A 26,390-nucleotide genomic window follows, 5' to 3' on the forward strand; every position below is an offset into this window, starting at 1 on the left:
GCACTGTTCCAGGGTTTCGTCAAGATTCATTCTCCGATAACCGCGTCCATGGCTTTGATAAGAAACAGTTTCCGCCCGCTTTCCAACGGTTCCTCCACATTTTCATTATATTGTTTGATCTTATCGATGGTCGTTCCGTACCGCTTGGCGATGTTCCAGAGAGTATCACCTTTTTTGACAATATAACCGGTAATGGAAGGTATCCTGGCAATCTCTTCCTCGTCAAACGGCAGATCTTCTACTTCATCGATCATATCCATCTTTACCTGGGCAAATCCGGTCACGTAGATTCCTGCCACCGCACGGATTTCCAGCTGATTTCCGTCCACCACATAACCGCCGATCTGTTCCAGAACTCCCCGGATCTCACACCGGTCAGACGGACTTACCGACTGGGTCTCCACCAGATATTCAAAGGGAATGACCACTTCCTTTGACTGGATCGGCGCGCCATCGTCCCCGGCAATATAAAGTACCTTACAGAAAATCAGCCCTTCTGTGGCAATCCCTTCCTCTTCCAGTCTGAAATCTTCAATTTTTACCGTTCCTTCCACATTTAATACCTGCAGCAGCTGATGAGGATCTCCCTCAGAGTTCACCCGGTAATTTATTTTTGTTTTAGCATTATTCTGGAAAATCAGATTCTCAAACTTCACAGGCCGGGTTTTCAATTTCAGTTTCCGGTTATTGGCATACATATCTTTGAGCACCGGCATCTGAAATTCCCGGTAGGCCTTCAGATCCAGCTCCAAAACGGCATCCACTTCCACACTGCGCGGTTCCCCGTCTTCGTCGGGTTTAATAACAGACTGATGGCTGCCCAGAGCCACCGCTATATTGCCGATGAGATTCTCCTGACTGTCGGAACATTCCAGCTCGTTGGTAAAGGGAATCTCCCAGTCATAATACTGCACCGGCTCCTGTTCTTCCTCACTGCGGTATAAGATAAACAAAAACAGTTCTCCACGAATCGAAAGCTTTCCCTCCATCATCCGGACATCCACATCCCGGAGCTGCATGGAATTCCACAAAATCTCCCGGATGTTCGGCTTGCCGGCCGGCAGCGATACATCGGCGCGAATCCTCTGGATATCTTTTTTGTAGAGCATAATCTCTGTCATGGGAGCGGACTCATACAGACACTGTACATTGTCCTTTTTCTCCACACCGACGCTGCATTCCACAAACTTCGTTTCCGATATATGTATGTGGAAAAATAAAACGGAGCGGACGCCGCATTTTCTGGAATTGATGACCGAAACCGTCAGATCCTCCAGATCTACCGTTACTTTCGCTGTATCCGTAGTCTGAGCTCCTTCCACATTCATAAACTCTTCCAGAGAAAATTCATGCTCCATACAGGAAATTCTCTGTTCTTTTTCCGCACTCAGATACAGAATCTGTACCAGAAACATCCCGCGGATACGGATGCGGTCGGTCAGAATTTCAATTTCATCGATATGAACCTCGCCCCGGCTCTCCACGATTTTTTCCACGTCCGGCTTTGTATCCGGCACATTCATATCCTGATCTATGGTAATCTGTACATTTTTTTCCAGCTTTAAAATACCGGACTGCACCGTTTTCTTCTCAACCTTCATAAAATCCTCCCTCACACCATTGCCCTGCACACACTGCCAGACGGCAATTTCTCCTGATTTCTATGCATTATATGCTCCTCCTTTTCATTATATGCATGGCTATCTTTCGCCAGCGTACCACAGCCCATCTCATGTGTACAGAATACATCAGGAATCAATGACACAGAACACATCCATCTGCGGGCAGCGTACCACAATATATGGATATGTCTCCGTCTCTATACTGTCTTCCCCGGCGGCCGGTCCCATGAGCTGCGTTCGCAGAAAGAGGGTTTCCCCGCTGCGCCAGCACTCCTCGATCCTTACGCTGTACCCACTGAAATCCTTTTTCCCGTAACACACGACCAGATAAATGTACATAGAGTTCCTGTACGTGAAGGTGACGGGCTTTTTCTTTTTCTCTTTCAGAAGAGTTTGCAATTGTTCCGGAAGACTGGTATCTTTGCAGATCACATACTCCACCGGTTCTTTTTTCCCGCTGAAATTCAGATTCTTCACGCAGCCTGTCACAGACAGGCAGAAGACGGCCAACAGACATAAAAGCACCGCCCGACATACCGGCCCCCTCTGTGCAGCCCCGGATTCCGTCAACTTTCTGTGGATCATGGGAATCCTCCCGTTTTCTATTGATTTTGACAGATAAGATTCTTCCTTTATGTATATGCGCTGATCTTCCGTTTTCTTCATGAAATTTTTTGTTTTCATACATTTCTCCGGAAATATACCGCCAGAATCTATCGGAAACCATCTAAAATCCCCTCTTAGCAAATATGCGAAAATATGATATGATTGTTGTCAAAGTGCTGACATTTCTTTGATCATTTTATAATGTAAGGAGGGTTTTCCCATATGAAATTATATATTCCAAAACAGGCTGCCAGCATCATACAGACCCTCTCTTCCCACGGATATGAAGCGTATGTGGTGGGAGGCTGTGTCCGGGATTCCATCCTCGGCAAAACGCCTTCCGACTGGGACATCACCACCTCCGCCAGACCGGAGCAGGTGAAAGCGCTGTTTTCCAAGACCATCGATACGGGAATCAAACATGGTACGGTCACAGTGATGATGGATAAGACCGGTTATGAGGTGACCACCTACCGCATCGACGGTGAATACGAAGATCACCGCCGTCCCAATGATGTGACCTTCACCACCAGCCTCCGGGAAGATCTGATGCGCAGAGACTTTACCATCAATGCCATGGCTTACAATGACACCGATGGTCTCATTGATCTCTTCGGCGGTATGGAAGATCTGGAGCACAAGGTGATCCGTTGTGTGGGGCAGGCCAAAGACCGCTTTGAGGAGGACGCCCTGCGGATGCTGCGGGCCGTCCGCTTTGCCGGGCAGCTGAACTTCCGTATCGAACATTCCACCCGGGAGGCCATTGCTGAATGCCATGAAAATCTCCGGGACGTGAGCGCCGAACGAATTCAGATGGAACTGCTGAAGCTTCTCATCTCCGATCATCCGGAGATTCTGAAAGAAGCCTATGCCACTGGTCTCACCGGCATATTCTTTCCGGAGTTTGACCGGATGATGGAAACAGAACAGAAGAATCCCCACCATTGTTATTCGGTGGGCGAACACACTCTTCATGCCGTGCGCACCATCGAGCCGAACCCTGTGCTTCGTCTGACCATGCTTCTTCATGATGTGGGCAAGCCGGTCACAAAGACCACCGATGAATACGGTATCGATCATTTTTATAATCACTACAAAGTGGGGGCAGACATGAGCAAGGAGATTCTGAAACGTCTCAAGTTTGACAATAAGACCATTCAGATCGTCTACCAGCTCATCTCTCACCATGATATCCGTTTTAAAGATCCGAAAACCAACGGACGCCGCCATGTCCGCAAAGTGATGCATTCCATCGGGCCGACCTTGTTTCCTTATCTTCTTAAAGTTATGGAAGCAGATGTCCGCTCGCAGAGTGAGTATTATCAGGCCGAAAAGCTTTCCATTCTGAAAGAGACCTGGGAAGCCTATGAAGAGATTCTGGAAGAAAAGGACTGCCTCTCCTTAAAGGATTTAAAAATCAACGGCAACCAGCTGAAGGCGCTGGGTATCCGGGAGGGAAAGGTCATCGGCGCTATTCTTAATACCCTGCTTTCCATGGTTCTGGAACACCCGGAATTAAACGAATATTCGTATCTTAAGGAACTTGCCCTTAAGATTTATAAGCAGCTCCGCTAACGCGGGGCTGTTTTCCTTTCTTACTTTCTGTCATAACCTTCCGGTGCCGGTCATAGGATAGACCATGCTACCGGAAACCTGCTTTTTTGTTTGGAGGGATTGTTGTGAACGATAAGTACCGTGAATTATTGGAGCAGTATGATGTGAAGGTCCTTTCCACCTTTCGGAGCCGGGGGACTTTTCAGTGCGAGACAGACCAGGGGCTTGCCCTTTTGAAGGAATATCACAGTTCCCTCCGAAAGCTGGCCATCGAATACGAATGGAAAGAAAAGCTGGCCGAAGCCGGTTTTCTGCTGACAGACCGGTATTTTATTTCTAAAGAAGACAGTCTGGTGGTTTATGACCGCTACCATACTCCTTTTGTCTTAAAACATTATTTTTCCGGACGGGAATGCGATCTGCACAGCGAGTCGGATGTATACGCCGCCTGCCGGAACCTGGCCCGGCTGCACAAAATCTCTGCCGGCATCTCTGACATTCCCTTTGAAAACCCCCGCACCGAGTCCATCGCCGTTCTTTTTGCCCGACGGAATCAGGAACTGCGGACGATCCGGCGTTATGTTGGCCGGCTCAATAAGAAGAAGTCTTTTGAGCTCCTCTACATGAAATATTTCCATGCCTTTTATGAGGAAGCCGTTCACGCTCTTGATACATTGCAGCAGATGGATATACAGGATGACTCTCCTGCCTGCGGCGTCTGCCACGGCGCCTATCATCATCATAATATCCTGATCCTCCCGGACGGTTCTGTGGCAACAGTAGGTTTTGAATCCATCTGTTATCAGCCTTATCTTATGGATCTCTATCTGTTCCTGCGGAAAACCATGGAAAAAAATCACTATGACCGCAGGCTTTTTGAGCGGGGAATTGCCGGATATTCTGAATATCTTCCCCTGGACGGCAGCAGTCTGCGCTTTCTCTATCTTCTCTTTTTATATCCGGAGAAATTCTGGAAAATTTCCAATCAATACTACAACCGAAGGAAAAGCTGGATCTCCCCAAAAATGCTGGAAAAACTGGAGAAAATCCCTGAGCAGAATCAGGAACGGAAGAATTTTTTACAGTATTTTTCCCGGTATTTGTTGAAATGAAAATTGTCATTCTTATGTAAATATGCTAAAATGTTCGGGTATAGATACTATTTACAAGGGAGAGTGATTTTCATGGCTTACATGGCTTTATATCGAAAATGGCGCCCGAACGATTTTGATGAGGTACAGGGTCAGGATGCCATCGTGCAGACCCTGCGCAATGAGATCATTTACGACAGAATCGGTCACGCATACCTTTTCTGCGGCACAAGGGGAACCGGAAAGACATCCATTGCGAAGCTTTTTGCCAAGGCGGTGAACTGCCAGCATCCGGTGGACGGCAATCCGTGCAACCAGTGTCCGTCCTGCCAGGCCATTAACAATCAAAGTTCCCTGGACGTTCTGGAAATTGACGCCGCCTCCAACAACGGCGTGGATCACATCCGGGAAATACGGGAACAGGTACAGTACTCTCCAGTTGAGGGTAAATATAAAGTATATATCATCGACGAGGTACACATGCTTTCCTCCGGCGCTTTCAACGCACTTTTGAAGACACTGGAAGAACCGCCGTCCTACGTCATATTTATCCTCGCCACCACAGAGAAATACAAGATTCCGGTGACGATCCTGTCCCGGTGTCAGAAATATGATTTCAAGCGGATTTCCATCGATACCATCACCAATCATCTGGTGCATCTGATGGAAAAGGAAGGGATTCCGGCGGAGGAAAAGGCGCTTCGATACATTGCCCGGGCTGCTGACGGCTCCATGCGTGACGCATTAAGTCTGCTGGATCAGTGTATTGCCTTCTATTTGAATCAGACTCTTACCTATGATAATGTTCTTGAAGTGCTTGGCACGGTAGACACTGCAGTTTTCAGTCAGCTTCTCCGAAACATTCTGGCGCAGGATACCATTGCCGTTCTGCATACTGTGGATCAGATGATCACGGAAGGAAGGGAGTTATCCCAATTCCTGGCAGATTTTCTCTGGTATCTGCGTAATCTTCTGATCATCAAAGATCAAAACGGCATGGAAGACACTCTTGATCTGTCCACAGAATCCATCGCCGCCCTTCAGGAAGAAGCATCTCTGATCGAAACCAGCACTTTGCTCCGCTTTATCCGGGTTCTGTCTGATCTGTCCGGTCAGCTTCGGAATGCCACCCAGAAGCGGATTCTTCTGGAAGTGGGATTTATCCGCCTGTGCACTCCACAGATGGAAACAGATTCCGGAAGCCTTCTGGAACGGGTACACATGCTGGAAAAGAAAATGGCTGAGGGTATTCCGGTCCAGGCAGCCGGTCCGGGAGGATACGGTGCGGCAGGCATTCCGGGAACCGGCGGCATGGGCACAGCTTTTGGCCCGGGAGGTTCCGCTGGTTTAGGTGATGGCACCCCGGGAGGTCCGGGCGGCAGCTCTGCAGTCGCTTCTGAGAACGCCGCGGCAGCTCTGGAGGAGCGCTTTTCTCCGGCCGAGGCCGCTGATTTAAAGGCCATCGCTTCCAGCTGGAATACCATTGTGGGACAAACTGCTATGCCAATGCAGAAGTTTCTTCAGGCAGCGCGTATCGCTGTTTCAGAAGACAGCAGTATCATTCAGCTGATTTTTGAGCGTGACGATATCGAAAAGAATTATTTCGAGAGAAATCACCAGCATAACCTGGGCATTTTGTCCGATATTGTCGCTGAACAGACCGGAAAACGGGTGAAATTTGAATGTTCCGTCCGCAGTCATGATACCGGCGGACATCCATCTAATTTTATCGATTTGAGCAAAATCCATCAACAGGTAATTTTTGAATAATTACCTCAGATTTATTTTATAACCAGCTGTTACAACCAGCTGCTACTTTATTATATTATTTATGGAGGTTTTTTATTATGGCAAGACGAGGAGGTTTTCCAGGCGGAATGCCGGGAAACATGAATAATCTTATGAAACAGGCACAGAAGATGCAGAAACAGATGGCAGAGACCCAGCAGGCTCTGGAAGAGAAGACCTATGAGGCTTCTGCCGGCGGCGGCGTTGTTTCCGTCACCGTTTCCGGCAAAAGAGAAGTCACCGCTGTCAAAATCGCAGAAGAAGTCGTTGACCCTGACGATATCGAGATGCTGGAAGATCTGATCATGGCCGCCACCAATGAGGCTCTTCGTGCCATGGAAACAGATTCCCAGAATCAGATGGCCAAATTTACCGGCGGTCTTGGCGGCCTGGGCGGAGGTCTTGGCTTCTGATGAATTATTACGGAACTCAGGTTACCAATCTGATCGAAGAACTGCGTCGTCTGCCGGGTATCGGCAGCAAATCCGCGCAGCGTCTCGCATTTCATATTATCAACATGCCGGAAGAGCATGTGGAACATTTGGCTGAGGTTCTCGTCAGCGCAAGGAAAAATATCCGCTACTGTAAATGCTGCTGCACACTGACAGACCGGGAGATCTGTCCGATCTGCGCCAGTGACAAACGGGATCACAGCACCATCATGGTGGTAGAACACACTCAGGATCTGGCCGCCTATGAGAAAACCGGACAATATAACGGTGTCTATCATGTCCTGCAGGGCACCCTTGTTCCAAGTCTCGGAAAAGGCCCGGACGACATCCGATTTAAAGAACTTGAAGAGCGCCTGGACAAGACTCCGGTCAAGGAATTGATCCTGGCAACCAACTCCAGTCTGGACGGCGAGGCAACCGCCATGTATATCACAAAGAAGGTCAAGCCAAGGGGTATCCGGATTACGCGAATCGCCAGCGGCGTCCCAATCGGCGGCGAACTGGAATACATCGATGAAGTGACTCTCTCGCGGGCTCTGGATGGACGAATTGAGCTATAACTAACCTTTAATATTTCACTTATCAACCACGGGATCGTGGCCTGTCCACATCCCGGACTTTACTGATTACTCACGTAAAAGAAAGGAAATGGTACAATGAAGAGAATTGGTATGTTAACAAGCGGGGGAGACTGTCAGAGCTTAAATGCCACCATGCGTGGCGTTGTAAAAGGCCTGTCACATCTGGAAGGCAATGTGGAATTCTACGGTTTTGAAGACGGTTACAAAGGTCTGATCTATGGTAACTACAAACGTCTGACTCCTAAAGATTTTTCCGGTATTCTGACACGGGGCGGTACCATTCTCGGAACTTCCAGACAGCCATTTAAATTAATGCGCGTTCCTGATGAGAACGGCGTTGACAAAGTGGAAGCCATGAAATCCACTTATAGATATCTGGATCTTGACTGTCTGGTAGTTCTGGGCGGAAACGGAAGCCAGAAATCTGCCAACATGTTAAGCCAGGAGGGCTTAAATGTGGTATCCCTTCCAAAAACTATTGATAATGATCTCTGGGGAACAGATATGACCTTCGGTTTCCAGAGTGCCGTTGATATCGCAACCAACGCCATCGACTGCATCCACACAACCGCTGCTTCCCACGACCGTGTATTCATCGTGGAACTGATGGGCCATAAAGTCGGATGGGTAACTTTGCACGCCGGCATCGCAGGTGGTGCGGACGTTATCCTGATTCCTGAGATTCCTTACAACTTAAATCACGTCATCGAAGCCATCAAACGCCGTTCTGAACAGGGTAAAGGCTTCACAATCCTGGCTGTGGCAGAGGGCGCCATCTCCAAAGAAGATGCCAAATTATCAAAGAAACAGTACAAAGAGAGACTGGCACAGCGTCAGCATTCCACCGTGGGCTATGAACTGGCCGCACAGATTGAGGAAGCAACCGGCCAGGAAGTACGTGTCACCATCCCTGGTCACATGCAGAGAGGCGGAAGCCCGGTTCCTTTTGACCGTGTGATCTCCAGCCGTCTGGGTGCCGCTGCCGCTGAATTAATCCACAATGAAGATTACGGCAAGATGGTTATCATGAAAGGTTATGATATATCTTCCATCCCTCTGAAAGAGACTGCCGGCAAACTGAAATACGTTTCCCCGGACGACCAGATCGTAAAACAGGCCAAAATTCTTGGTATTTCTTTCGGAGACTGATATTTATGCAAAATAGCTGCCGCCGCATACCGTCGGCATGCATATTTCCGATTCGACACCGGCACAGACCAGTGTTTTGGATAGCAATATTAAAAAATCCTGGCGGAGATTTCTCTGTCAGGATTTTTTGTCGAAGAAAGAAAGTTCCTTTTCCTTTCTTCGGATTTATCGCACAAAAAGAACGACAGGCTGCCGAAGCAGCCTGCCAAAATCCATTATGAGGGGAGAGGATTTTTATAAGAATTAATCTTACGTGTTATAGTATAAAGAAAACTTGTGAACGTTGTGTGTTTGAAAACTTACTAAGTTCTGACAAAATCATTTCCGAATCGACAATATTCCTGTCAGAATAAATCCGAATACAAGGCCTCCCACATGGGCTGCGTTATCAACTCCTGTAGTCGTAAACCCATAGGACAGCGCCGATACGATGACGAAAATCATTCCGCTCAGGCCAATCTCTTCCATCCGCCGGCGTTTCTTCTGAAAAATATCCTTAAGCACCAAAAACAGCAAACCGCCCATGACTCCAAAAATTGCACCGGACGCTCCTGCGGATACCGTGTAAGGATCTCTTGCCAGTGTAAAAAACAGGGAAGCTGCCGAAGCGGCAATACCGGAGCCAAGATATACTGCCAGATATCGGACACTGCCAAGAATTCTCTCCAGTCTGGAGCCAATCAATAATAAAATAAGCATATTCTGTGCCAGATGATCCACGCCAAAATGCATAAAAGTGGATGTAAACAGTCGGTAAAACTCTCCCTTATCAACCACATCCGCCCACACCATAGCGCCATGCTCCGCCATGAAAGACGCATCTGTGACATTGCCCATCAGACTTAATATCAGAAATACTATAATATTCGCGGCAACCAGCGCTGTATTTACCGGGCGAAACATCCGGCGCAGCTCTTTCCTTCCTATGGATTGTTCCGTCGTCCGGTATGCATCCATGAACTGCTCCAGCCTGGCTTTCATTCCATAGAAATCACCTCTCTGATTCTCATAAATCAGCACCCTTGCGCCACTCTGATCCAGACACCATATATTGGGATACGGCGTAATCTCCTCCACCGTGCGTTCATCGGGCAGTCCCCGAAACAGCATCAATGTCAGCCGTTCCGTCTTCTTTCCAAACCGTATCATCAACTGATTCTCCAACTTCTGAATTCTCTCTTCCTGACGGCTTACTGGCATCCGGTTCTGTCCCGGCAGCATCTCAGGTATAATCTCAATCAATTCTATTCTCTTCTCTTTATCTTTTATCCACAGCAGGCCGCCGTCCACCTGCAGTCTCTTAAATCCCTGTCCGGCAAGAAACCGCTGCAGCTCATTTATAAAATCCATGTTACCTCCAATATAAGCATTACCACAGTATCATGAAAATGATTATAGCCGGATTTTATAAAAAAGCAAATTAAAAATCTGTAAACTGATCCGTTCTCTGATTCCATATTGTTTCCGGAGCCTGTTTTTCTAATGCTGCATCACTGACACAAAATCCTCTGATATCTCAAATCGGTACGCATGTACCGCGAATTGCACCACATCCCCCTCCCTAAGTTCCACCGCATCCCCTTCTACCCTGATATGATTGACCCAGGTTCCGTTGGTGGACTGCAGATCTTTTAACAGGTACATGCCGGGTATCGCTCCTCTGTCAATGACCGCATGTTTCCGACTCACCGTCTCATCATAGATTGTCAGCTGGTTAAGCCCCTTTTCATTGCCGATATAAAACGGAAAACTTTGCAAAGGAAACAATTCCCCTGACTCCTCACTTTTTAATACCGCCTGTCTTCTCAACCGTCCGGCATCCAGACGGACGGTTCCCTCTTCCGTTTCTGCCACATCCCGGGATAATGGCGGATTCGAAGAATTCCATGACGGCTCCATCGTATCATATATCCTTTTCCTCCCGTCAGGCTTCTCCCCATGCCGATCTTTCTTCCCATTTCTTCTCCGGTGTATCTGAAAGACTCCCTCTGCCAGCAGTACAACTATAATAATTGTTCCAATCCAATACCGATTCCTGAAAGGCAATTGCCCCTGCCCGAACAGGTAAACACCCATCATCACAGTTGTCACTCCCGCTAAAGCCATGGCAATTATCAGCACAATCTCCATTGCCAGAAACAGTTTACTTTTCTGCCGGCCATCCCATTGTTCTGCCGGCTTCTTTTCCCCCTTTCCGACTGCCTGTCCTTGTCCATCAGAGCTTCTGTCCGTCTTTCTCTCATCTGTGGAAACTTCCGCGGCAGAATTCTCCCGGGCAATCTCCTGAGCGAAGAAACTTTCATAAGAAGTAATCTCCGGGGCATCGTCCTCATAATCCAGACATTCCCGGATAAGTTTCTCCGAAAAACTCCGGTTTCTCATGAGCCAGTAGACATGGTAAATATACCGCACCGTCTCCGAATCTCCGTAATTGATTTCTGACAACATCCAGGAGAAAAACTGCTGGATCTCCCGTCCCATGTCATATTCCTCATCGGGGCAGTACATCCACCGGAATTCATCTTCTCCTGTCCGGTAAATACATTCCGGCGAAAAGTCAATGTGGACGGGTGACAGCATAAGTTCTTCCAGTTCTTTTAGCAACTGCTGTATACTTTTCAGAAGACACCTGCAGTCTTCTTTTGAAAAATTATTGCCATGAGAACTATTCTCCTGAGATAACTCTGCCAGACTTCTGGCTTCAGATATATCATACAGCAATTTTACTGTTCCATCCTGCTCCCGGATCAGCATAGGCAGAAGAGTATCCAGATGATTATATCGAATGGTCTGATATTCCACAGCAAGAAAATATTCATTCTGTACGGATGCCGCCACTCTGTAAGTGCGCAGTCCTTCTTTTTCTATTTTCATCGTAAACTTGCCCCCAATCTCAGCTGTTCTTCCCAGGAATCCACCGGAGATGCTGTTGTACAGGAAAAAGATAACAGCTGTCCCATCATTTTCTCCACACCTCGAAGAGGCCAGCGAAAATGCAGTTCCGCTTCTGCCTTTACTTTCTGCATATTGATCGTCACGGAACTCTGATCCACTCTGGTGATCAGCAATCGTTCATTTATTCTCTTCGTCATCCTCTGCTCTGCTTCCGCCGTCAGTGCTTTCCGGCTGCCGGTCACCAGAAAATAAATATTTCTCGTCAGCAGCGCATGTTCATCATATTCTCCGGTAACAAGACTGCCGTCTGTCTTCCAGGAGGACGCCGCCTCCCCGGCAACACGCATTGCCTCACTTTTCACCGCTGACATATCAAGAAAAAAGAGAAACAAAAATACAATTCCCACCAAGATAAAAGATATGGCTGGAATGATCACTGCCGCCTCCACAGTCATCATCCCTTTCTCTTCCTTTACGATCTTGTCCAGCATACTGCCATCCTCCCTTCTCACTGTTTTGCTGCACACCGGCTGCACATTTTCATTCCTTCCGCTTCTTCTTTCGGAATTGTTCTGACCGTTCTCTTCAAGCCGCTGCAGGACAGAGAGGAATGATATTTATCTCCATATCTGGTCACATAAAGAACAGGTGGTGCCTCTTCGTCATCAATACATTTATCACAGGCATGATATTTCTTTTCTTTCAGTATCCGTTCTACATTACCTCCGCTTATACGCAGACAGATATGACTGCAGGACAGACTGGTATGATATACACTTCCATGTTCAGTCACATACACGACACCCGAACCTCCTCTGCCGGAGCCATCCCCACTTCCTTTTCCCTCCGTATAGCCACTGAAAATCCGCTGTGTTACCGCCGCCTTTTTAGGGAAAGAATACGTCCCTACAAAAGGGATATCTATCTTTAAACAGTAGACTGCGTTTATTTCCACCATTTCCTTTTCATCTCCGGATAATGAAGCCGATAATACAATGCCTGCCCGGCCGCCGGACAGACAACTGCTGTCCACCGGCGATTCCTCATATACCGATGAAAAAATCGCCTGCAGTCCGGCTGTTGTCAGCATGGAACGGGCCATATCTTTTACTTTCCGGGAAACATCTCCTGTACCTGCCACCTTTCCCCCTGCCTGTCCGCTTTCCGTCTTCCGGCCGTCAGAAGAATCTTTCCGGAAACTTTCCATCGCTTTCCGGGCAGCATACACATCCGCCGTCTTTGACAAGGCATATTGGATCTTGGCCTCTGTCATCAGAAGATTACCAAGCATCAGCAGCCCGGCTGCCGCCCATAAAAAAATGGGAAGAACCAGCACCGTTTCCACTGTGACGGAACCTTCACAGGAAGCAAAACGGAGTGCTCCCTTTCTCTTTTGAAGCCATACCTTGACTCGTGCCTGGAGAGACCGCATAAAAATTATTATTTTTACTACAACACGTATTGCATGACAGGAATTTCCTTTTCTGTATTTTATGAAGAGCACTCGGTTTCACCTCCTCCTTCCGGGCGGAATCTGCCGGATTCCTGCAATATCTGCCTTCCTCCGGCAAATCCTCCCATACACACCTTATTCTTCACTCAATAACTGTTCATTCGATCCAGTTCCACCGTAAACCCGCCTGTTCCGCTCTGCCCGGTACCAGGGAAAACAGTAAACCAGCCGCCGCAGGAAAATTCTGCCTCCCACCGAAAGGCAAATAACGCTTTTTCCATTAAAAAGCCCGGTTCCTCCAGCGCAACATTCAGCTGCATAATATCCATCATCCGGAACAACGCCGCACTTCTTTCCATCCTGGATAACAGAAACAGCTTCAGATAATCTTCATAATCCGCATTTACATTTCCCTTTTTCACCGGCCCTCTGTTTTTGAGAAGTGATACCGCATTTTCCAATGTCAGATTCCAGGTAGAGGCATCTTTCATAACAGGAACCTCCTCCCCGGTAAACAGCGCATGAACATCCAGCATAGATTCACCGAAACTGACTGCTGCTGTCAGAAGCACCTGCACCGCTTTTTTGGCCTGCGGGAATCCAAGGATTCCTGTCAGAGCAGCCGCCGCACTGCCTGAGGCGGCCTTCCACTGACTATTCTGTGAGAGGTACATATAATTTGACAAAAAACGCAGACACAATATCCGGTCAGCCACCGCTTTCAGATTATCCATATCTGACGCCTTGCCGGCGATCAGGTACTCCGTCTCATACTTAAGCGCACGTTCCACTTTATCATTCTCATCAACATAACTGGCAAAATTATCCTCAATATATTCCAGAAGATAAAATTCATCCGCCAGCACCCGACTACCGCCTTCTTCTGTCCGAATCTCTCCGAGCAGTTTCTTCCATTCGTCGACCTTTAAAAAAGACAGCGCTCCGGAAAAGAAATCCGCCGCTTCTTTCTCCGATACCCGTTGAACCGAGGGGAGATTTTCAGTATCCACAGACAGTGTCGATACTTCCCCCACATCGTCTGTCACATACACAAGAATTCCTGAACGGGTGATATTCGTCAGAAGCTCCCTCAGATCCTTCCATTGTATTCCCGTCTTTCCTCCGGTCTGTTCCTTGTCGTGATCCGAGGCACTCCCGTTATTTTCGTTGCCGGACTGACCTGCTGCCGTACCGTCATTCTGCCCCCCGGCACCGTCTGCTGCACTGCCGCTCTGTCCTCCGGCATCCGGCTCTCCGCCGTTTTGTCCCGACTGCCCATTATCATTTTCCGACTCCCTGATGGCTGATTCCGCCTCTCCCATGTCCGATTTGGCAAGAGAGTTTGCTGTACGCGCATCTCTGGCAGATTCTAAAAGCTCCTTCAGGCTCTCTCCAGCTTTCGCCACCTCCCAGTACTTCATCCACTCACGAATCTGATGTTTCAGATACAACCCATCCTCATCCACAGCCGTTTTCTCATCTGTGATGTCCAGGCGGCGGCAGGAAAACCGAAAGAAACTCTTCTTATCAAGATATTTCGCCAGATATTCCTTTCCATCCGTTTCCATGCGTTCTCTCTCTCGTGGATCAAGAAAAAAGAGATGATACCGCTCAAACAGATTTCGGTCATAATTGGCAAGAACATAATTTCCTGCACCTTTCACGGCGTCTTCCGCCAAAGAAGATTCCATGTAGCTGTACATACCTTCCAGCACACAGAGCGCCGCTCCCAGCAGTATAAAAAAAGTCAGAGCCAGAAAAACAGTAACCTGCCCGCCCTCCTGCCGGAGCATCAGCGTATTTTTCCGGCATTGTTTTCAATGGTGGAAAAAATAGTAGATACTACACTTTTTATATTGGTCTGGAAGATGATTACAAGACCGATCAGAACCACGATAATTAAGATCACCTCTACAACACCCATGCCGTCTTCGGAAACTGCCGCCATATAAACCCGGTTTCTGAAATAGGTATATATATTCTTCAAAGCTGCCATAGCATTATCCCTCCTCACGCTACAGTTGTCTGTCACTTTGTTCCAATATCCGCCGCATTGATGTACACCAGATTATCCGGGTCTCCACAGCATATGCTTCTGCTGCCTTCTCCTCCTATCTCAAAATCCCTGGAAACGGACGATGGCCGGAAACATCACCAGCAGCATCACCATGCCCAGCAGCACGATCATCGGAAACAACAGCCTGGTAGATGCTTCTTCGCCTTCTTTTTTGGCCTGATCAATTCTCTGGCGGAAAGCTTCCTGTTCCATATGATTCATCAGCACTCTTCCTTCTCTCGTTCCTTTGGCCATTACCTGAAGCATTGTCAGCGAAAGCTTCTGATATACCGGCTCTTTAAATCTCTTTCCCCACTGCATACACGCTTCCTGCTGTCCCTCTCCCAGCTTCAGACAGGTATCCATACGCAGAATCTCTTCAAAAGCATAGGTTTTCTTTCTGTCCGGCCGGGACATATAGTCCACGCTGATCCGGTGCACTGCGGAGGAAAAGGAAAGTCCGGCTCCCATATACAGGGCCAACAGGTGAACAATCATTGGAAAATCCCTCAGGGTCTCTTTCCTGCACATCTTTTCCCCGTTCTTTAACTCCGAGACATTGCGCAGCAATAAAAGCACCAGAATAACTGCACCAAACATCAATACACTAAGCGGAGAAAAATCCTGTTTCTTTCCGGCACGGACTCCTCCGGCCAGAGCAGGCACCGTATAAGTTTTCTCTCCCCGGGTCTCCTTTTCTGTCTCCTTCAGACGATCCACAGCTTTCGTAAAAGGAGAGCTTTTCTTCTCTGTTTCCGGCTTCATAACCTGTATCTCAAAAGTTCTGTTCCAAATATAAGAACCGTATTCCGCAGTCACAGACACCTTCGTATGCAGGATGTCACCTTTCTTTAAGGAGAGACTTTTCTCCCCCAGACTTCCATCCAGCTGCAGATATCCCTGTTCTGCCGGCTGATAAGTGATATAAAAGGGCCAGCCATCCAGCTCCTCCTCAAAACACAATGCCTGTCTGACATTCTGCAGGGATGTGTTATCCCCTGCCATCTGTTCTTCCAGTTCGTGAAAGAACTCTTTGCGCAAAGAGTTCTCCTCCCGCCCGGACAGTTCCTGTTCTTTCAGGATAAGAGAATATTCCCGTTTCTGATCCTCCTTTTCCAGCACCACAGAAACTTCCTTCTCCCCCTCGCCGAAAGAATTCCTTTCAAAAATCAGATCTCCAGGTTCCAAAAAGCGGTAAGCTGCAATACTTCCCATGATCACTGCCAGCAGGGCCATCCCCCAGAAAATCAGGATTCCTTCTCCAATGAGAAATTCCTCTGCTCTCTTTTTCGTCTGCTCTTCCGTCTCTACATACTGCCCGTCCATTCTCTTTTTGATATTGGCAGTCAGCATCGTCCGGAGTCTCTCCGGAAGCTTTCCAAGCAAAAATACCACCGGTATCCGCAAAAAATCCCTGCTTTTCTTTTTTAATGTTGTCATATCACTCCGGGCAGATCTCCCGGAACCGCTTACACTGCGGTACTGTGACTTCCGTTCCATGCAGCCCGGCTGCCCTTTCTCTTCCAGTCCACGTATCACATGCGGATATCCATAATCTTTTCTGTCCAGAAAAAACAGAACACCGTACCGGCAATTACCGCTGTCATCAGCAGGTTACCCGCCGGTATCGTATACAGACTGTCCACATACCCCGGATTGGCCGCACGGAGATAAAGCAGTACGCCCAAAGGCATGAGCAACATAATGTTCTTCTCGAAAATACGCCCGCTCAAACTGACCTGAAGTTCCTCCGCCACCTCCATCTTATTCTGAAGATGCTCCATGGAATTCTTCAGGATGTCCACCACATTACCCCCGGTACTTTTTGCTATGTGCAGTACAACAGCGAACTCATAAATCTCTTCTGCCTGCGATTCCTGTGCGTACTCCATAAACACCTGCTCCACCGTGCGGTGAAGTTCAAGTCCCCGGACGATTCTCTGCAGCTGACGCACCGTCGGATGATGTTCCGAACGGTACAGTCCGGAAATCTCCCGGAGGCAGACCCGGCAGGCATTCTCCAGGGAATATCCTGCCTGCAGCGAAGTCATCAGCGACTGCAGTACTTCCCGGAACCCCTGAATATGCTGTTGCTTCCGGCGCTGCGCTCTCCTGTCCTTTAACACTTTATGGACCGGCAAAAGAAGAATCTGTAATGGCAGCATCCAAAGCAGATTGTCATAGCCGACCAGAGCCAGCAGAGCGATGATTCCCTCGCCGGCCAGGATGGTCACAGCCCAATCCTTCCACCGGTCTCTGCCTGTTTTATTTCGCATCAAACACCTCCATGGCCTGTGCATAGGCATGCATCTGCCCATAATCCCGCAGTCGTTCGGTCCGGGCCAGCCTGCCCCTGGCCGCAAGCCTCCCTTCTTTTTCCTCGTCTTCCCCTCTCTCATAGAGAAACAGAGGGTTCATCTGATATTCCTGCCCGTCAAAGTCAAGCAGCTCATAGATCTCAAGTATCTTTCTCTGTCCTGTGGAGAGCCGTCCCAGATGAATCAGAATATCCATCGCCGATGCGATCAGCCCCTGCACTGCCCGCAGAGGAATATCCATTCCCATGAGAACCATTGTCTCCAGACGCCGGAGAGCATCCCTGCACGAGTTACTGTGAATCGTAGACAGGGAGCCGCTGTGACCAGTGGAGGCAGCGTTGAGAAGGGCACCGGCCTCTTCTCCTCTGACCTCTCCCACAATAATCCGGGTCGGTCTCATGCGGAGACTGGCCTTGATCAGATCGTTCATGGTAATGGCGTTGGCTCCTTCAGCATTGGCGTTGCGCGTCTCCAGACGGACCAGATTATCCACATGATAAAACTGCAGTTCCGCGGAATCCTCAATGGTAATAATCCTCTCATCAGGCAGAAGATAACCGGCCAGTGCATTGAGCAGAGAAGACTTTCCTGAGTTGGTGGCACCACTGATCAGGATGCTGTATCTGCCCCTCACCAGGCAGGCGAGCACCGCCGCAAGCTCCGGCGGAAACTCTCCGCAGGCTGTCAGTCGCTCCATGGTCATGCCGCCTTTTTGAAACTTCCGAATGGTGATCACCGGTCCTTCCAGGGATACCGGCGGCAGCACAACGTGCACCCGGGAACCGTCCGGCAGACGCCCGTCCACAATGGGCACCGATTCGTTGACAATCCGGTTCAGCGGCGCTGTAATCTGATCTATCAGCCGATATACTTCCTCCTCAGAAAAAAATGTCTGATCCGTTTTTTTCAAAATACCGTTCTGCTCAACAAAGATCTTGGATGCACCAATGACCATAATCTCTGTCACTGTATCATCCCGCAGATATTCCTCCAGTACATCAAATCCTCGTATGGAGTGAAACAGCTGCTCCCGGAGTTCTTTTTTCTCAAAAAGTGTACCATAACTACTGTGCCCTGCTTCCAGAATGACCCGGTCAATCTCTCTGTAGATATCCTCGTCCGTCATCCGGTCGTATCCGCGGAGTCCTGCCAGCACTTTTCCGCGGAGCTCCTGCTTACTGAGCGGCCGCATCCACAATCTCCTCCCGATATCTTCGCTCACAAATACCATGGAACCGCCGGCTCTCTGACTGCATCGCCCGCTCAAGACAGCTGCAGGCGAAATGCTGACGCCGGTGACTCCTGGAATCGATGATCAACAGACGGTCAAACAGTATATTCAATGGGAGATGAGAAAAAATTCCACTGCCGAGTCCCACATATATATCTCCATATTCTCCACTCTCTTTCAGACATTGGAAAAACCACTGATACTCTTCCGGCATAAGTTCCAGCAGATCAAGGTACAGCCCCGGCGAATCCACGCGCCAGATACCATCTTCCTCTCTGGCCGCTTCTTTCACCATGGCAGCCATATCTTTGCTCCTTAAACCGATAAAATAACACAAATCTCCCATATTCCTGTTCTCACTCCGTGGATCCCCCACGTCTTCCATACCAAGGTAAAGATCTCCCGGCTTCATGCCTGCCGCCGCGATCCTCTCAAGCTCCGGCTCAAATACTGGAGAATACAGAGCGATCACCATCCCTCCGCCTCTGCCTCCGGCAGCTTCCAGCAGAGCTCTCCTCTTTTCAATCATCCGAATCAGTTCATCAGGCGGATGATACCGGCAAAAACAATCTTCTCTTTCCTCTCCGGAAATAAGGATACATCTTGCCGGAAAATCCGGCGGCAGCTCTCCTTCTTCCTGCATACTGTGAAAGAATCCTTCCTCCAGCAGATAACAGTCTGCTTCCTCTTCCGATGCCCGGAGAGTCTCCGGCTTCGTAAAACTGTGCAGCCGGAGGGAACCTGTCCAGTGTGTTTCCAGATATTTGCGCAGACGGCGTCCATATTCTCCTTCCTCTCCGATTATCATTGTAAACATAGACTGCCTCCTTCTTCCGTCCTCCATTCTCCTTTGTTATCCCACTGACACTATACCATAAATATCATTTCTTGTCTATTAGTATTTTACATTTTTTCTAATTTTTTCCAGGATCTTTCATTTTCTGTCCCGATACATTTTCCCCGGATTCCACAGCATATTTTTCCGCAATCCGCATAGGCTGTACCAAGTAAAGACAGGGAATCTCTTATGAATCAGAATCAGATCATCTTTTTATTTTCTGCTGCCGCCCTGGCCATCTATCTCATCTCTTACATAAAAAAAAGACCCGCAGCGCTCCTCTCCTTTTTCGGGAGAGGCGCCGCAGGTCTGTCCTACATCTATCTGTTCAACGCCTTTTGCGCCATCCGGGGTGTTGCCACCCATCTGGGCGTTAACCTGATCACCCTTGCCCTTTCCTTCTTTCTGGGCATTCCCGGCGTTCTGCTGGCTTACGCAGCCAATCTGCTGCGTTTTCTATAATATCCGCCCGCTGTCCATTCCAAATCATCCCTTTGCGCATCCATCCGGCCTGAAAAATACCGATGGACAGACACAGGGGGATGCTTTGCCCGCAGGCATCACTCTGTGGTCGCCTCCGGTGCGGAAGTATCCTGTCCGATCCCAAAGAAACTGAGAATTTTTGAAAAGAAATCCTTAATGGTCTGCCAGATACCTTCCGTGTTGAGGTTCAGTTTGCTGAGCTCATCATAAATATTGGACGCCTGTTCTTTCAGCTCGTTGACGTTGAGATCCAGGCTGTTGATCTTTTCCATGAGTTCCGCAATCTGCTGCCGCTGTTCTTCTGTCAGTTCAATCTGCAGCTTATCCTCACAATCTTCCACAATCTTCGTGATATCATCCACGCTGCTGATATCTGATTCCACGACCTCTTCCTTTACTAAGGCCAGGAACTGCTCTGCTTTATCTGAATCATCCAGAGATGACGCCAGATCACTGGTCACCACCAGCTCATTGGTAGCTGCGTCCTTACTCTCTTCCGTGATCGTCTCCCCGGTCATATCCTCATAAGCGGTCATGGCACCCACCAGAGCCGCCGTTCCCGTAATATTAAACGGCCCGGCCACTACCACGTCAGCATCGGCAATACCCGCTGTAGTCAGCGCATTTTCATACATCCCTTCTGTACAGTAGGTGATATTTTTAGTGGTAACATTGATTCCACTGCCCTTGCTGGTCTTCTCAATGAGAACAGAGGAAAGTGCCCGGCTTCCGATAACGGAAGCGCTGAGATAATTATCCAGATACTCATGCTCATCGGCGTTGGTAATCTGCACCACTCTGTAATCATCAAGATCCGCTTCATTCACTCCCAGAAGACGGAGCACCGTCTGTTTTTCCTCCTTATTCAAATCTGCTCCCAGAGACAGATACGGCTGTTCCACTCCGTCGGCAAAAACCGGTGTCTGACACAGCAGGATTCCCGCCAAGGCCAGCGCTGATGCTTTAATTATTCTTCTTTTCATACCTAAAACCTCCTGACTTAATTCCGCTTTCTTTTCCCGAATTGTATCACAGATTCGCCAGCTCTTCATCTGCCGGTATTTCTGTATTTTTTCGCAGTTCCCATTCTTCCCGTTTTCTGCGGATACAGGGAGAACTGAGGCATATCAGAATAAAGACTCCAAAACTGAGCAGCGATATCTTCCATCCTGCCGAAAAACCGGACGGTGTAAATGTCAGAGATATCTGATGTTCCCCCGGTTCGAGAGCAACAGCCAGGAAGGCATCGCCTATTTTCTCCGTCTCCGCCGGTTCGCCATCCACCAGCACCTTCCATCCTTTATCATAGGGAATGGAGAAAAGCAATTTCTGATTGTCTTTCGCATCAACATTACCGGAAATGTACCGGTCCGTCATTTTTTCAATCCGGAACGCCTGAGAAGTCATGTTCTTCGCAAGACTTTCATACAGGGAAGAATTAAAATCGGCCGCTGAAAGACGGACATATCCCGTCGGAGTCTCCCCTTTCAGCTCAAATTTCACCGTCAGCACACTTCCCTCTTCCACCTGTCCGATGGGCAGCATGTACCCGTCAATATCTCCCTGTCTGACCACAGTGCCATTGACAGAAATCTCTGCGTTCTCCACCTGGGTACCGTCATAGAAAATGTAAAGATCATCCATATCCTTCTCCACAGGAACAGAGAACACCATATTATCCTCCGAGGACTCCTCATATTCAAAGTAATACTCTCCATCATTGGTTCTCTCAGCCGTGCAGCCGGTGACCGCCGGGTCCGGAATATCCAGACCGTCGAAAATATCATAAATCCCATAACCGAAAGCACAAAATTCATTCTGCACCCGAAACGGGTAGGCACTCTCATAAAACCACTGGTCGATATCGTTGTTAATCATATATCCAATGGACATCCCCTCTGTGGGATTTTCATATACATCAAAATCCCCAAAGGTATCTTTATAAACAAAGTCTGTATAAAGTTCATCCTCCGGATGATAGTAAATGTACCGCACATCCAGCAGCAGATTGGTCACCGGCGTTGCACCCTGATACAGATACTCATTGGCTCCCGTATAAAAGCCCAGCGAATCCATCATCCGCACCATACCGTCTGTGGCCGTGGAACCAAACAGCCCCACCGCATTAAGGTCATACCAGGCATTCTCGTCAACCATTTTAGCGTCCGCCAGCTCACTCCTGTAAAATGTGCCGTCATCCAGACTTTTTACTGCTTCTTCCATATCTTCCGTGCCGGAGAAAAACTTCGGCACGCTGATCTGTCCCACATAATCAAAGCCCAGCACCGCCGTCACACACATTTCAGCCACTGCCACCACACTGAACGCAGTCACATGCCATTTCCGGTGCTTCTGATCAAAGCTCATCACAAAAAGGATCAGAGCATAAAGGAGCATCAGCATACCCGCTGCGCCGTACATACCGTCATCCAGCGGGGACTCCGCCCAGTTTCTGCTGACAAAAAGCAGACTCACGCCTACCAGACAACTGAGCACCACCTGCCAGTTTCTTATACTGTCTTTGTGTTCAAACACCTCAAAGAGCATGGCGGTGAGTACAAAACCAAACAGAAACGAAAATCGATTGGGAATCCCATACTGATTATGAAAACCGTGCCAGATAAAATTCAGGATATCCTCACTGAAACTCAGATAAAAAAATACCAGCAGCAATCCTTTTTTCAGTTTGTCCAGGAGCCGGATTTCCCGGTTGAATAGATACAATACCACCGCAAAAACCACAAAAACCCCGACATACAGATTGGCATTGCCATCAAAATTATCATGGCTTACCGGATACGCCATGTCAAACTGTCTGGTGATCAGATCCGCAAATCCTGTCTGCCAGCCATGTTCCGGCAGCCCCATATCTGCGCCGGACGCCGTCTGTTTAATCCCCATATAAGCCGGGATCAGCAGCACAGCCGCCATTCCTGCCGCCAGCACAGAATAAAAAGCAAAAGCGATTCCTCTGAAAAAGAACTGCCTGAAATTCCGGAAAGAATAAAAGAGGTACCAGATCACGGCAAAAATGCAGATCATAAACGCAATATAGTAATTGCAGTACAGTGCATAAAACAGCGCCGCCGCATATAATCTGCCGTCTCTTTTTTCTATGAGCCGCTCAATTCCCATAACTACAATAGGAAAAATCATCACCGCATCCAGCCACATAACATTCCAGCAGTAGCCCACCATGTAGCTGTTTAAAGCGTAGGCTGCCGAACAGACTAAAACTGTGATACCCGGCTTTTTTGTTTTTGATGTAAAATAAATACCTGCCGTCAGCCCGGACAACGCGATCTTCAGGACCACCAGAAGGCTGACCGCCATATTCAGCTGTGTTTTGTCAAACAGCAGGATAAACAGATTCAGCGGACTGGAAAGATAATAAGAAAATAATGACAAAAAATTAATTCCAAGCCCGGCCCGAAAACTGTAAAACAGACTTCCGCCTTCTTTTAATTTATCATATAACACTGAAAAAAACGGCATGTACTGATGCAGACCGTCAATGATCAGAAAAGAATTACTGCCAAAAGGTCCCACCTGAAAGATTGCCATGCAGGCAGTCATCACCGCCAGAGGAATGAAAAAAGACAGCAATAACAGATATTTCTTTTTGATTTCCATTTTCTTCTCCTTATGATGTAGTTCTCTTACTCCTTACGATGTCATTTATTGACTCTCTTTTTATAATCTCTCCATATTTTTTATCCTCTTTTTCAAAATGCCCAGACACCGCAGAATGTTCATTCTCTTTTTCAACATGAACCAGATGCCCCCGTGGCTCAGATCCGTCACATTTCCCCCGTGTCTCCGGTATCCGATTAGCGGCTCTTTCAGAAGGCCGACACCGCCGCAGAGCTCTGCCGCCGTTCCAATCCAGTAATCATGCATATACATCTGCTCCGGTATAGGGATCAGTACCGGAAGCAATTCCCTTCGAAACGCCATGCAGCATCCCATATAACTGTTTTTAAGAAAATTTTTCAATAGTCCGCTGCGGCTGTTCCGCATTTCAAACAATGTCAGTTCTTCTGTTTTCTGTCCCTTTTCGTTAATAATCTCCGCATTATGAAGCACTGCCATGACGCCGGACCTGCGGAAAGCCTTTATCACCTTCTCCACCTTTCCATCTTTCCAGATATCATCCTGATCAGACAGAAAGATAATATCGCCGGCACAATAGGTGATGGCATTCTCAAAATTCTTCACCACTCCCTTTGACGGCCCCGTCAAAAGCTGGATTCTGGAATCTTCCCGGGCTCTCTGCTCAAGAATCTCTCCGGAACCGTCCGACGCCGCGTCCACCGACACGACTACTTCATCTTCCGCCCCCAGCTGCGCCAGGATGGAAGAAAGCTGTTCTTCTATATATTCTCCACCATTATAATATGCCATGGCCACTGATATCTTCATGGTACCCTCCCATAAATATCTGCCGGAAACATCTTTGCTGCCGGCATTTTCTTTACAATATAATGTCATCTTCTTCTTTCTTTTTCTGTGCTGCCAGTATCCGTTTTCGTTCTTCTTCCGGCAGATTCTCATCCTGCAGCAGTGTATCATAATTTTTTGTACTTCTTGTTAAATTATTGCCCAGAAAGATTTTTTCCACCTGGCTGTCCATTCTTCCGATCACAACACCCATAATATCCTCCTTATATCTATATTCTTCGATTTATTTCACAGTTTGTTCAAAAACAATTCAAAATCAGGACATACTTTTTTATTATACTACAGTCAGCAACAAAGAAATCCCTCTATTTCTTGTGGCTAAAGATTTTTTTCATATTTTGAAGCCCATAAGTTCAGGCATATGGGCTTCCTCCTTTTTTTAAGTGCTAACCCCCGGTAAATTTCTCATTTACCGGGGGTTATTTTTTCTCTTTGGAATGTCCGGTCCGCCTGACCACTATTTATTTTGTCTTAATCTTCATCACATTGGACCAGCTGGAATAATAGGTAATTCCCATTACTTTCTTATAGGTACGCACCCGAACATAGTATTTCTTTTTCGATTTCAAATTCTTAAATGTGTATTTTGTCGTGCCTTTCTTTACTTTCACTTTCTTCACGTTAGAAGAAAAATCTTTTTTCGTGGAACACATCACCACATATCCGGTTACCTGCTTATCCTTTTTGGCCCATTTTGCTTTCAGCTTTTTCTTGCCTTTCACCAGCTTTTTCAACTTGGTGTCCTGCGGCCGAATCTTAAAGCTCATAATCCGGGATCCGCTGAAATTTCCTTTTCCAATGACCATGACACCTGCCACGCCGACTTTTTTGTTATCTGCATAGGTAATCGTGTAGTCAACGCCTTCCACCAGTGTTTTCTGACCAAGCACCGCGTTCTGTTTGCCTGTCACTGTAAAGGTGAAATTCACCTGCGGTTTCAGGGCCTGTCCTGTATAAGTATAGGTCTTTTTGGAGAGATCCGGCGTGTAGGAAAGTTCGTAAATGTTCTTTGCCGAAATCTCGAAGGTCATAGTCCTCTGCCCGGTATAATTTCCTTTCCCCTTTACCGTGGCGGATGCCGTTCCGACGTTTTCATTATTGACATAATCCTTTATCCGGTAATCCGTACCGCGCACCAGCTTCACGTTATTATAATACATATTCACATCGGCGTTGATCGGGCTGCCCCGGTATACCTTGTCCTTGCCTTCCATCTGTAAGTCGGCGATATCTTTTTTGTTGATGGTGAACTTTTTTGTTACCGTCCCGGTATACTCTCCTGTTCCCGTTACGGTTACCGTGGCTTCCCCGGCATTCGTGTTGTCTTTATAAGTCACCGTATAGTCGGTATCTTTTTTCAAAGTCTTTTCTGTTTCTTCTCCGGAACCGCTGACTTCCTCCTGTCCGCCGGCACCGCCGCTGCCGGTATCGACATCCTGCCCGTCATTGCCGGTATTGGAATCAGCTGTCTGGCTGCCCGAGCTGCTGTCATCGGAACTATCGCCGGTTCCCGTCTGGTCATCTGCCGCCGCGTCTTCTTTTACCTTGCCCCTGACAGTAACCTCCGGGGTGATGGCGCTTCCGGAATATGTATACTCGCTGTTTGCCAGAGCGACCTCAAACCCGGAAATATCAATCTTGTCCGTAGTCTCTCCCGGCGTGGTCGTCGCGGTTCCGTCTGTACCGCCGGTATTCTCCGCTGCCTTCACGGAGTAACCCGCCATGCCGCAGGCCAGGACCCCCGCTGCCAGCAATACAAAAAGTCTGCTTTTCCATCGCAACTGCATCATAATACCTCCTCCTTTTTTTATT

The 26,390-nt window shown here is 48.1% G+C and carries 24 protein-coding genes; 7 read left to right on the forward strand and 17 right to left on the reverse strand.

Going from position 1 to position 26,390, the window contains the following annotated elements; all coding sequences use genetic code 11:
• Positions 1-26: 26 nt before the first annotated feature.
• Both B5E53_RS06220 and B5E53_RS06225 read right to left on the reverse strand, forming a co-directional pair.
• Positions 27-1,601 carry an SPOCS domain-containing protein gene (locus B5E53_RS06220; RefSeq protein WP_087313184.1) on the reverse strand — a complete coding sequence of 525 codons (1,575 nt, stop codon included), beginning with the start codon at positions 1,599-1,601 and terminating at the stop codon, positions 27-29.
• Between the two features lie 147 nt (positions 1,602-1,748).
• Positions 1,749-2,306, reverse strand: a complete 558-nt coding sequence (locus tag B5E53_RS06225) for a protease complex subunit PrcB family protein (protein WP_087313186.1) — start codon at positions 2,304-2,306, stop codon at positions 1,749-1,751.
• A gap of 144 nt (positions 2,307-2,450) precedes the next feature.
• On the opposite strand from B5E53_RS06225, the gene B5E53_RS06230 reads away from it, so the two are divergent.
• The 6 genes from B5E53_RS06230 (at position 2,451) to B5E53_RS06255 (ending at position 8,843) form a co-directional block, all read left to right on the forward strand.
• Positions 2,451-3,803, forward strand: coding sequence for a CCA tRNA nucleotidyltransferase (locus tag B5E53_RS06230; RefSeq protein WP_087313188.1), 1,353 nt, complete (start codon positions 2,451-2,453; stop codon positions 3,801-3,803).
• A gap of 104 nt (positions 3,804-3,907) precedes the next feature.
• Positions 3,908-4,894: a phosphotransferase gene (locus tag B5E53_RS06235; RefSeq protein WP_162611807.1), complete on the forward strand. Its 987-nt coding sequence runs from the start codon at positions 3,908-3,910 to the stop codon at positions 4,892-4,894.
• Positions 4,895-4,966: 72 nt separating this feature from the next.
• The gene (gene dnaX / locus B5E53_RS06240; RefSeq protein WP_087313192.1) at positions 4,967-6,643 is read left to right on the forward strand and encodes a DNA polymerase III subunit gamma/tau; all 1,677 of its coding nucleotides are present in this window, start codon (positions 4,967-4,969) and stop codon (positions 6,641-6,643) included.
• Between the two features lie 77 nt (positions 6,644-6,720).
• A complete protein-coding gene (locus B5E53_RS06245) occupies positions 6,721-7,074 on the forward strand; it encodes a YbaB/EbfC family nucleoid-associated protein (RefSeq protein ID WP_087313194.1) in 354 nt (117 codons plus the stop codon).
• Positions 7,074-7,673, forward strand: a complete 600-nt coding sequence (gene recR, locus B5E53_RS06250; RefSeq protein ID WP_087313196.1) for a recombination mediator RecR — start codon at positions 7,074-7,076, stop codon at positions 7,671-7,673. The genes B5E53_RS06245 and recR overlap by 1 nt, the downstream gene beginning before the upstream one ends.
• A 96-nt stretch (positions 7,674-7,769) precedes the next feature.
• Positions 7,770-8,843, forward strand: coding sequence for an ATP-dependent 6-phosphofructokinase (locus tag B5E53_RS06255; RefSeq protein WP_087313197.1), 1,074 nt, complete (start codon positions 7,770-7,772; stop codon positions 8,841-8,843).
• Between the two features lie 318 nt (positions 8,844-9,161).
• Here the strand turns inward: B5E53_RS06255 and B5E53_RS19695 are convergent, their stop codons facing one another.
• From B5E53_RS19695 to B5E53_RS06310, 10 genes are all read right to left on the reverse strand, one after another.
• The gene (locus tag B5E53_RS19695) at positions 9,162-10,193 is read right to left on the reverse strand and encodes a rhomboid family intramembrane serine protease (protein ID WP_242963540.1); all 1,032 of its coding nucleotides are present in this window, start codon (positions 10,191-10,193) and stop codon (positions 9,162-9,164) included.
• Between the two features lie 129 nt (positions 10,194-10,322).
• Positions 10,323-11,717: a DUF6382 domain-containing protein gene (locus tag B5E53_RS06270; RefSeq protein ID WP_087313201.1), complete on the reverse strand. Its 1,395-nt coding sequence runs from the start codon at positions 11,715-11,717 to the stop codon at positions 10,323-10,325.
• Entirely contained in the window at positions 11,714-12,229 is a 516-nt protein-coding gene (locus tag B5E53_RS06275; RefSeq protein WP_087313203.1) for a hypothetical protein, read from the reverse strand. The genes B5E53_RS06270 and B5E53_RS06275 overlap by 4 nt, the downstream gene beginning before the upstream one ends.
• Before the next feature lie 17 nt (positions 12,230-12,246).
• Positions 12,247-13,170 carry a TadE/TadG family type IV pilus assembly protein gene (locus B5E53_RS06280; RefSeq protein ID WP_140401446.1) on the reverse strand — a complete coding sequence of 308 codons (924 nt, stop codon included), beginning with the start codon at positions 13,168-13,170 and terminating at the stop codon, positions 12,247-12,249.
• Between the two features lie 167 nt (positions 13,171-13,337).
• A complete protein-coding gene (locus B5E53_RS06285) occupies positions 13,338-14,984 on the reverse strand; it encodes a DUF5702 domain-containing protein (protein WP_087313207.1) in 1,647 nt (548 codons plus the stop codon).
• On the reverse strand, positions 14,984-15,187 hold the full coding sequence (locus B5E53_RS06290) for a Flp1 family type IVb pilin (protein ID WP_343215604.1): 204 nt from the start codon (positions 15,185-15,187) through the stop codon (positions 14,984-14,986). Before B5E53_RS06290 ends, B5E53_RS06285 begins: the two co-directional genes overlap by 1 nt.
• A gap of 120 nt (positions 15,188-15,307) precedes the next feature.
• Positions 15,308-16,786: a hypothetical protein gene (locus B5E53_RS06295; protein WP_087313209.1), complete on the reverse strand. Its 1,479-nt coding sequence runs from the start codon at positions 16,784-16,786 to the stop codon at positions 15,308-15,310.
• Positions 16,783-17,523, reverse strand: a complete 741-nt coding sequence (locus tag B5E53_RS06300) for a type II secretion system F family protein (RefSeq protein WP_162611808.1) — start codon at positions 17,521-17,523, stop codon at positions 16,783-16,785. Before B5E53_RS06300 ends, B5E53_RS06295 begins: the two co-directional genes overlap by 4 nt.
• A complete protein-coding gene (locus tag B5E53_RS06305) occupies positions 17,513-18,757 on the reverse strand; it encodes a CpaF family protein (protein WP_191531044.1) in 1,245 nt (414 codons plus the stop codon). Before B5E53_RS06305 ends, B5E53_RS06300 begins: the two co-directional genes overlap by 11 nt.
• Entirely contained in the window at positions 18,741-19,613 is an 873-nt protein-coding gene (locus B5E53_RS06310; protein WP_087313213.1) for a hypothetical protein, read from the reverse strand. Before B5E53_RS06310 ends, B5E53_RS06305 begins: the two co-directional genes overlap by 17 nt.
• A 210-nt stretch (positions 19,614-19,823) precedes the next feature.
• Here B5E53_RS06310 and B5E53_RS06315 point away from each other — a divergent pair, with 210 nt between their 5' ends.
• Positions 19,824-20,096 (forward strand): pro-sigmaK processing inhibitor BofA family protein, encoded by a 273-nt coding sequence (locus B5E53_RS06315; protein WP_087313214.1) that lies wholly within the window; start codon positions 19,824-19,826, stop codon positions 20,094-20,096.
• A 98-nt stretch (positions 20,097-20,194) separates the two neighbouring features.
• Here the strand turns inward: B5E53_RS06315 and B5E53_RS06320 are convergent, their stop codons facing one another.
• The 5 genes from B5E53_RS06320 to B5E53_RS06340 form a co-directional block, all read right to left on the reverse strand.
• The gene (locus B5E53_RS06320) at positions 20,195-21,100 is read right to left on the reverse strand and encodes a DUF1002 domain-containing protein (protein WP_087313217.1); all 906 of its coding nucleotides are present in this window, start codon (positions 21,098-21,100) and stop codon (positions 20,195-20,197) included.
• A gap of 46 nt (positions 21,101-21,146) precedes the next feature.
• Positions 21,147-23,750, reverse strand: a complete 2,604-nt coding sequence (locus B5E53_RS06325) for a YfhO family protein (protein WP_087313219.1) — start codon at positions 23,748-23,750, stop codon at positions 21,147-21,149.
• Between the two features lie 60 nt (positions 23,751-23,810).
• Positions 23,811-24,608 carry a glycosyltransferase family 2 protein gene (locus B5E53_RS06330; protein WP_242963542.1) on the reverse strand — a complete coding sequence of 266 codons (798 nt, stop codon included), beginning with the start codon at positions 24,606-24,608 and terminating at the stop codon, positions 23,811-23,813.
• Positions 24,592-24,771: a hypothetical protein gene (locus B5E53_RS06335; protein WP_087313221.1), complete on the reverse strand. Its 180-nt coding sequence runs from the start codon at positions 24,769-24,771 to the stop codon at positions 24,592-24,594. The genes B5E53_RS06330 and B5E53_RS06335 overlap by 17 nt, the downstream gene beginning before the upstream one ends.
• Before the next feature lie 268 nt (positions 24,772-25,039).
• Entirely contained in the window at positions 25,040-26,368 is a 1,329-nt protein-coding gene (locus B5E53_RS06340; RefSeq protein WP_087313223.1) for a fibronectin type III domain-containing protein, read from the reverse strand.
• Positions 26,369-26,390 lie beyond the last annotated feature (22 nt).

Origin of the sequence: Eubacterium sp. An11 (genome assembly GCF_002161065.1) — a bacterium.
GTDB classification, from domain to species: Bacteria; Bacillota; Clostridia; order Lachnospirales; family Lachnospiraceae; genus Anaerobutyricum; species Anaerobutyricum faecale.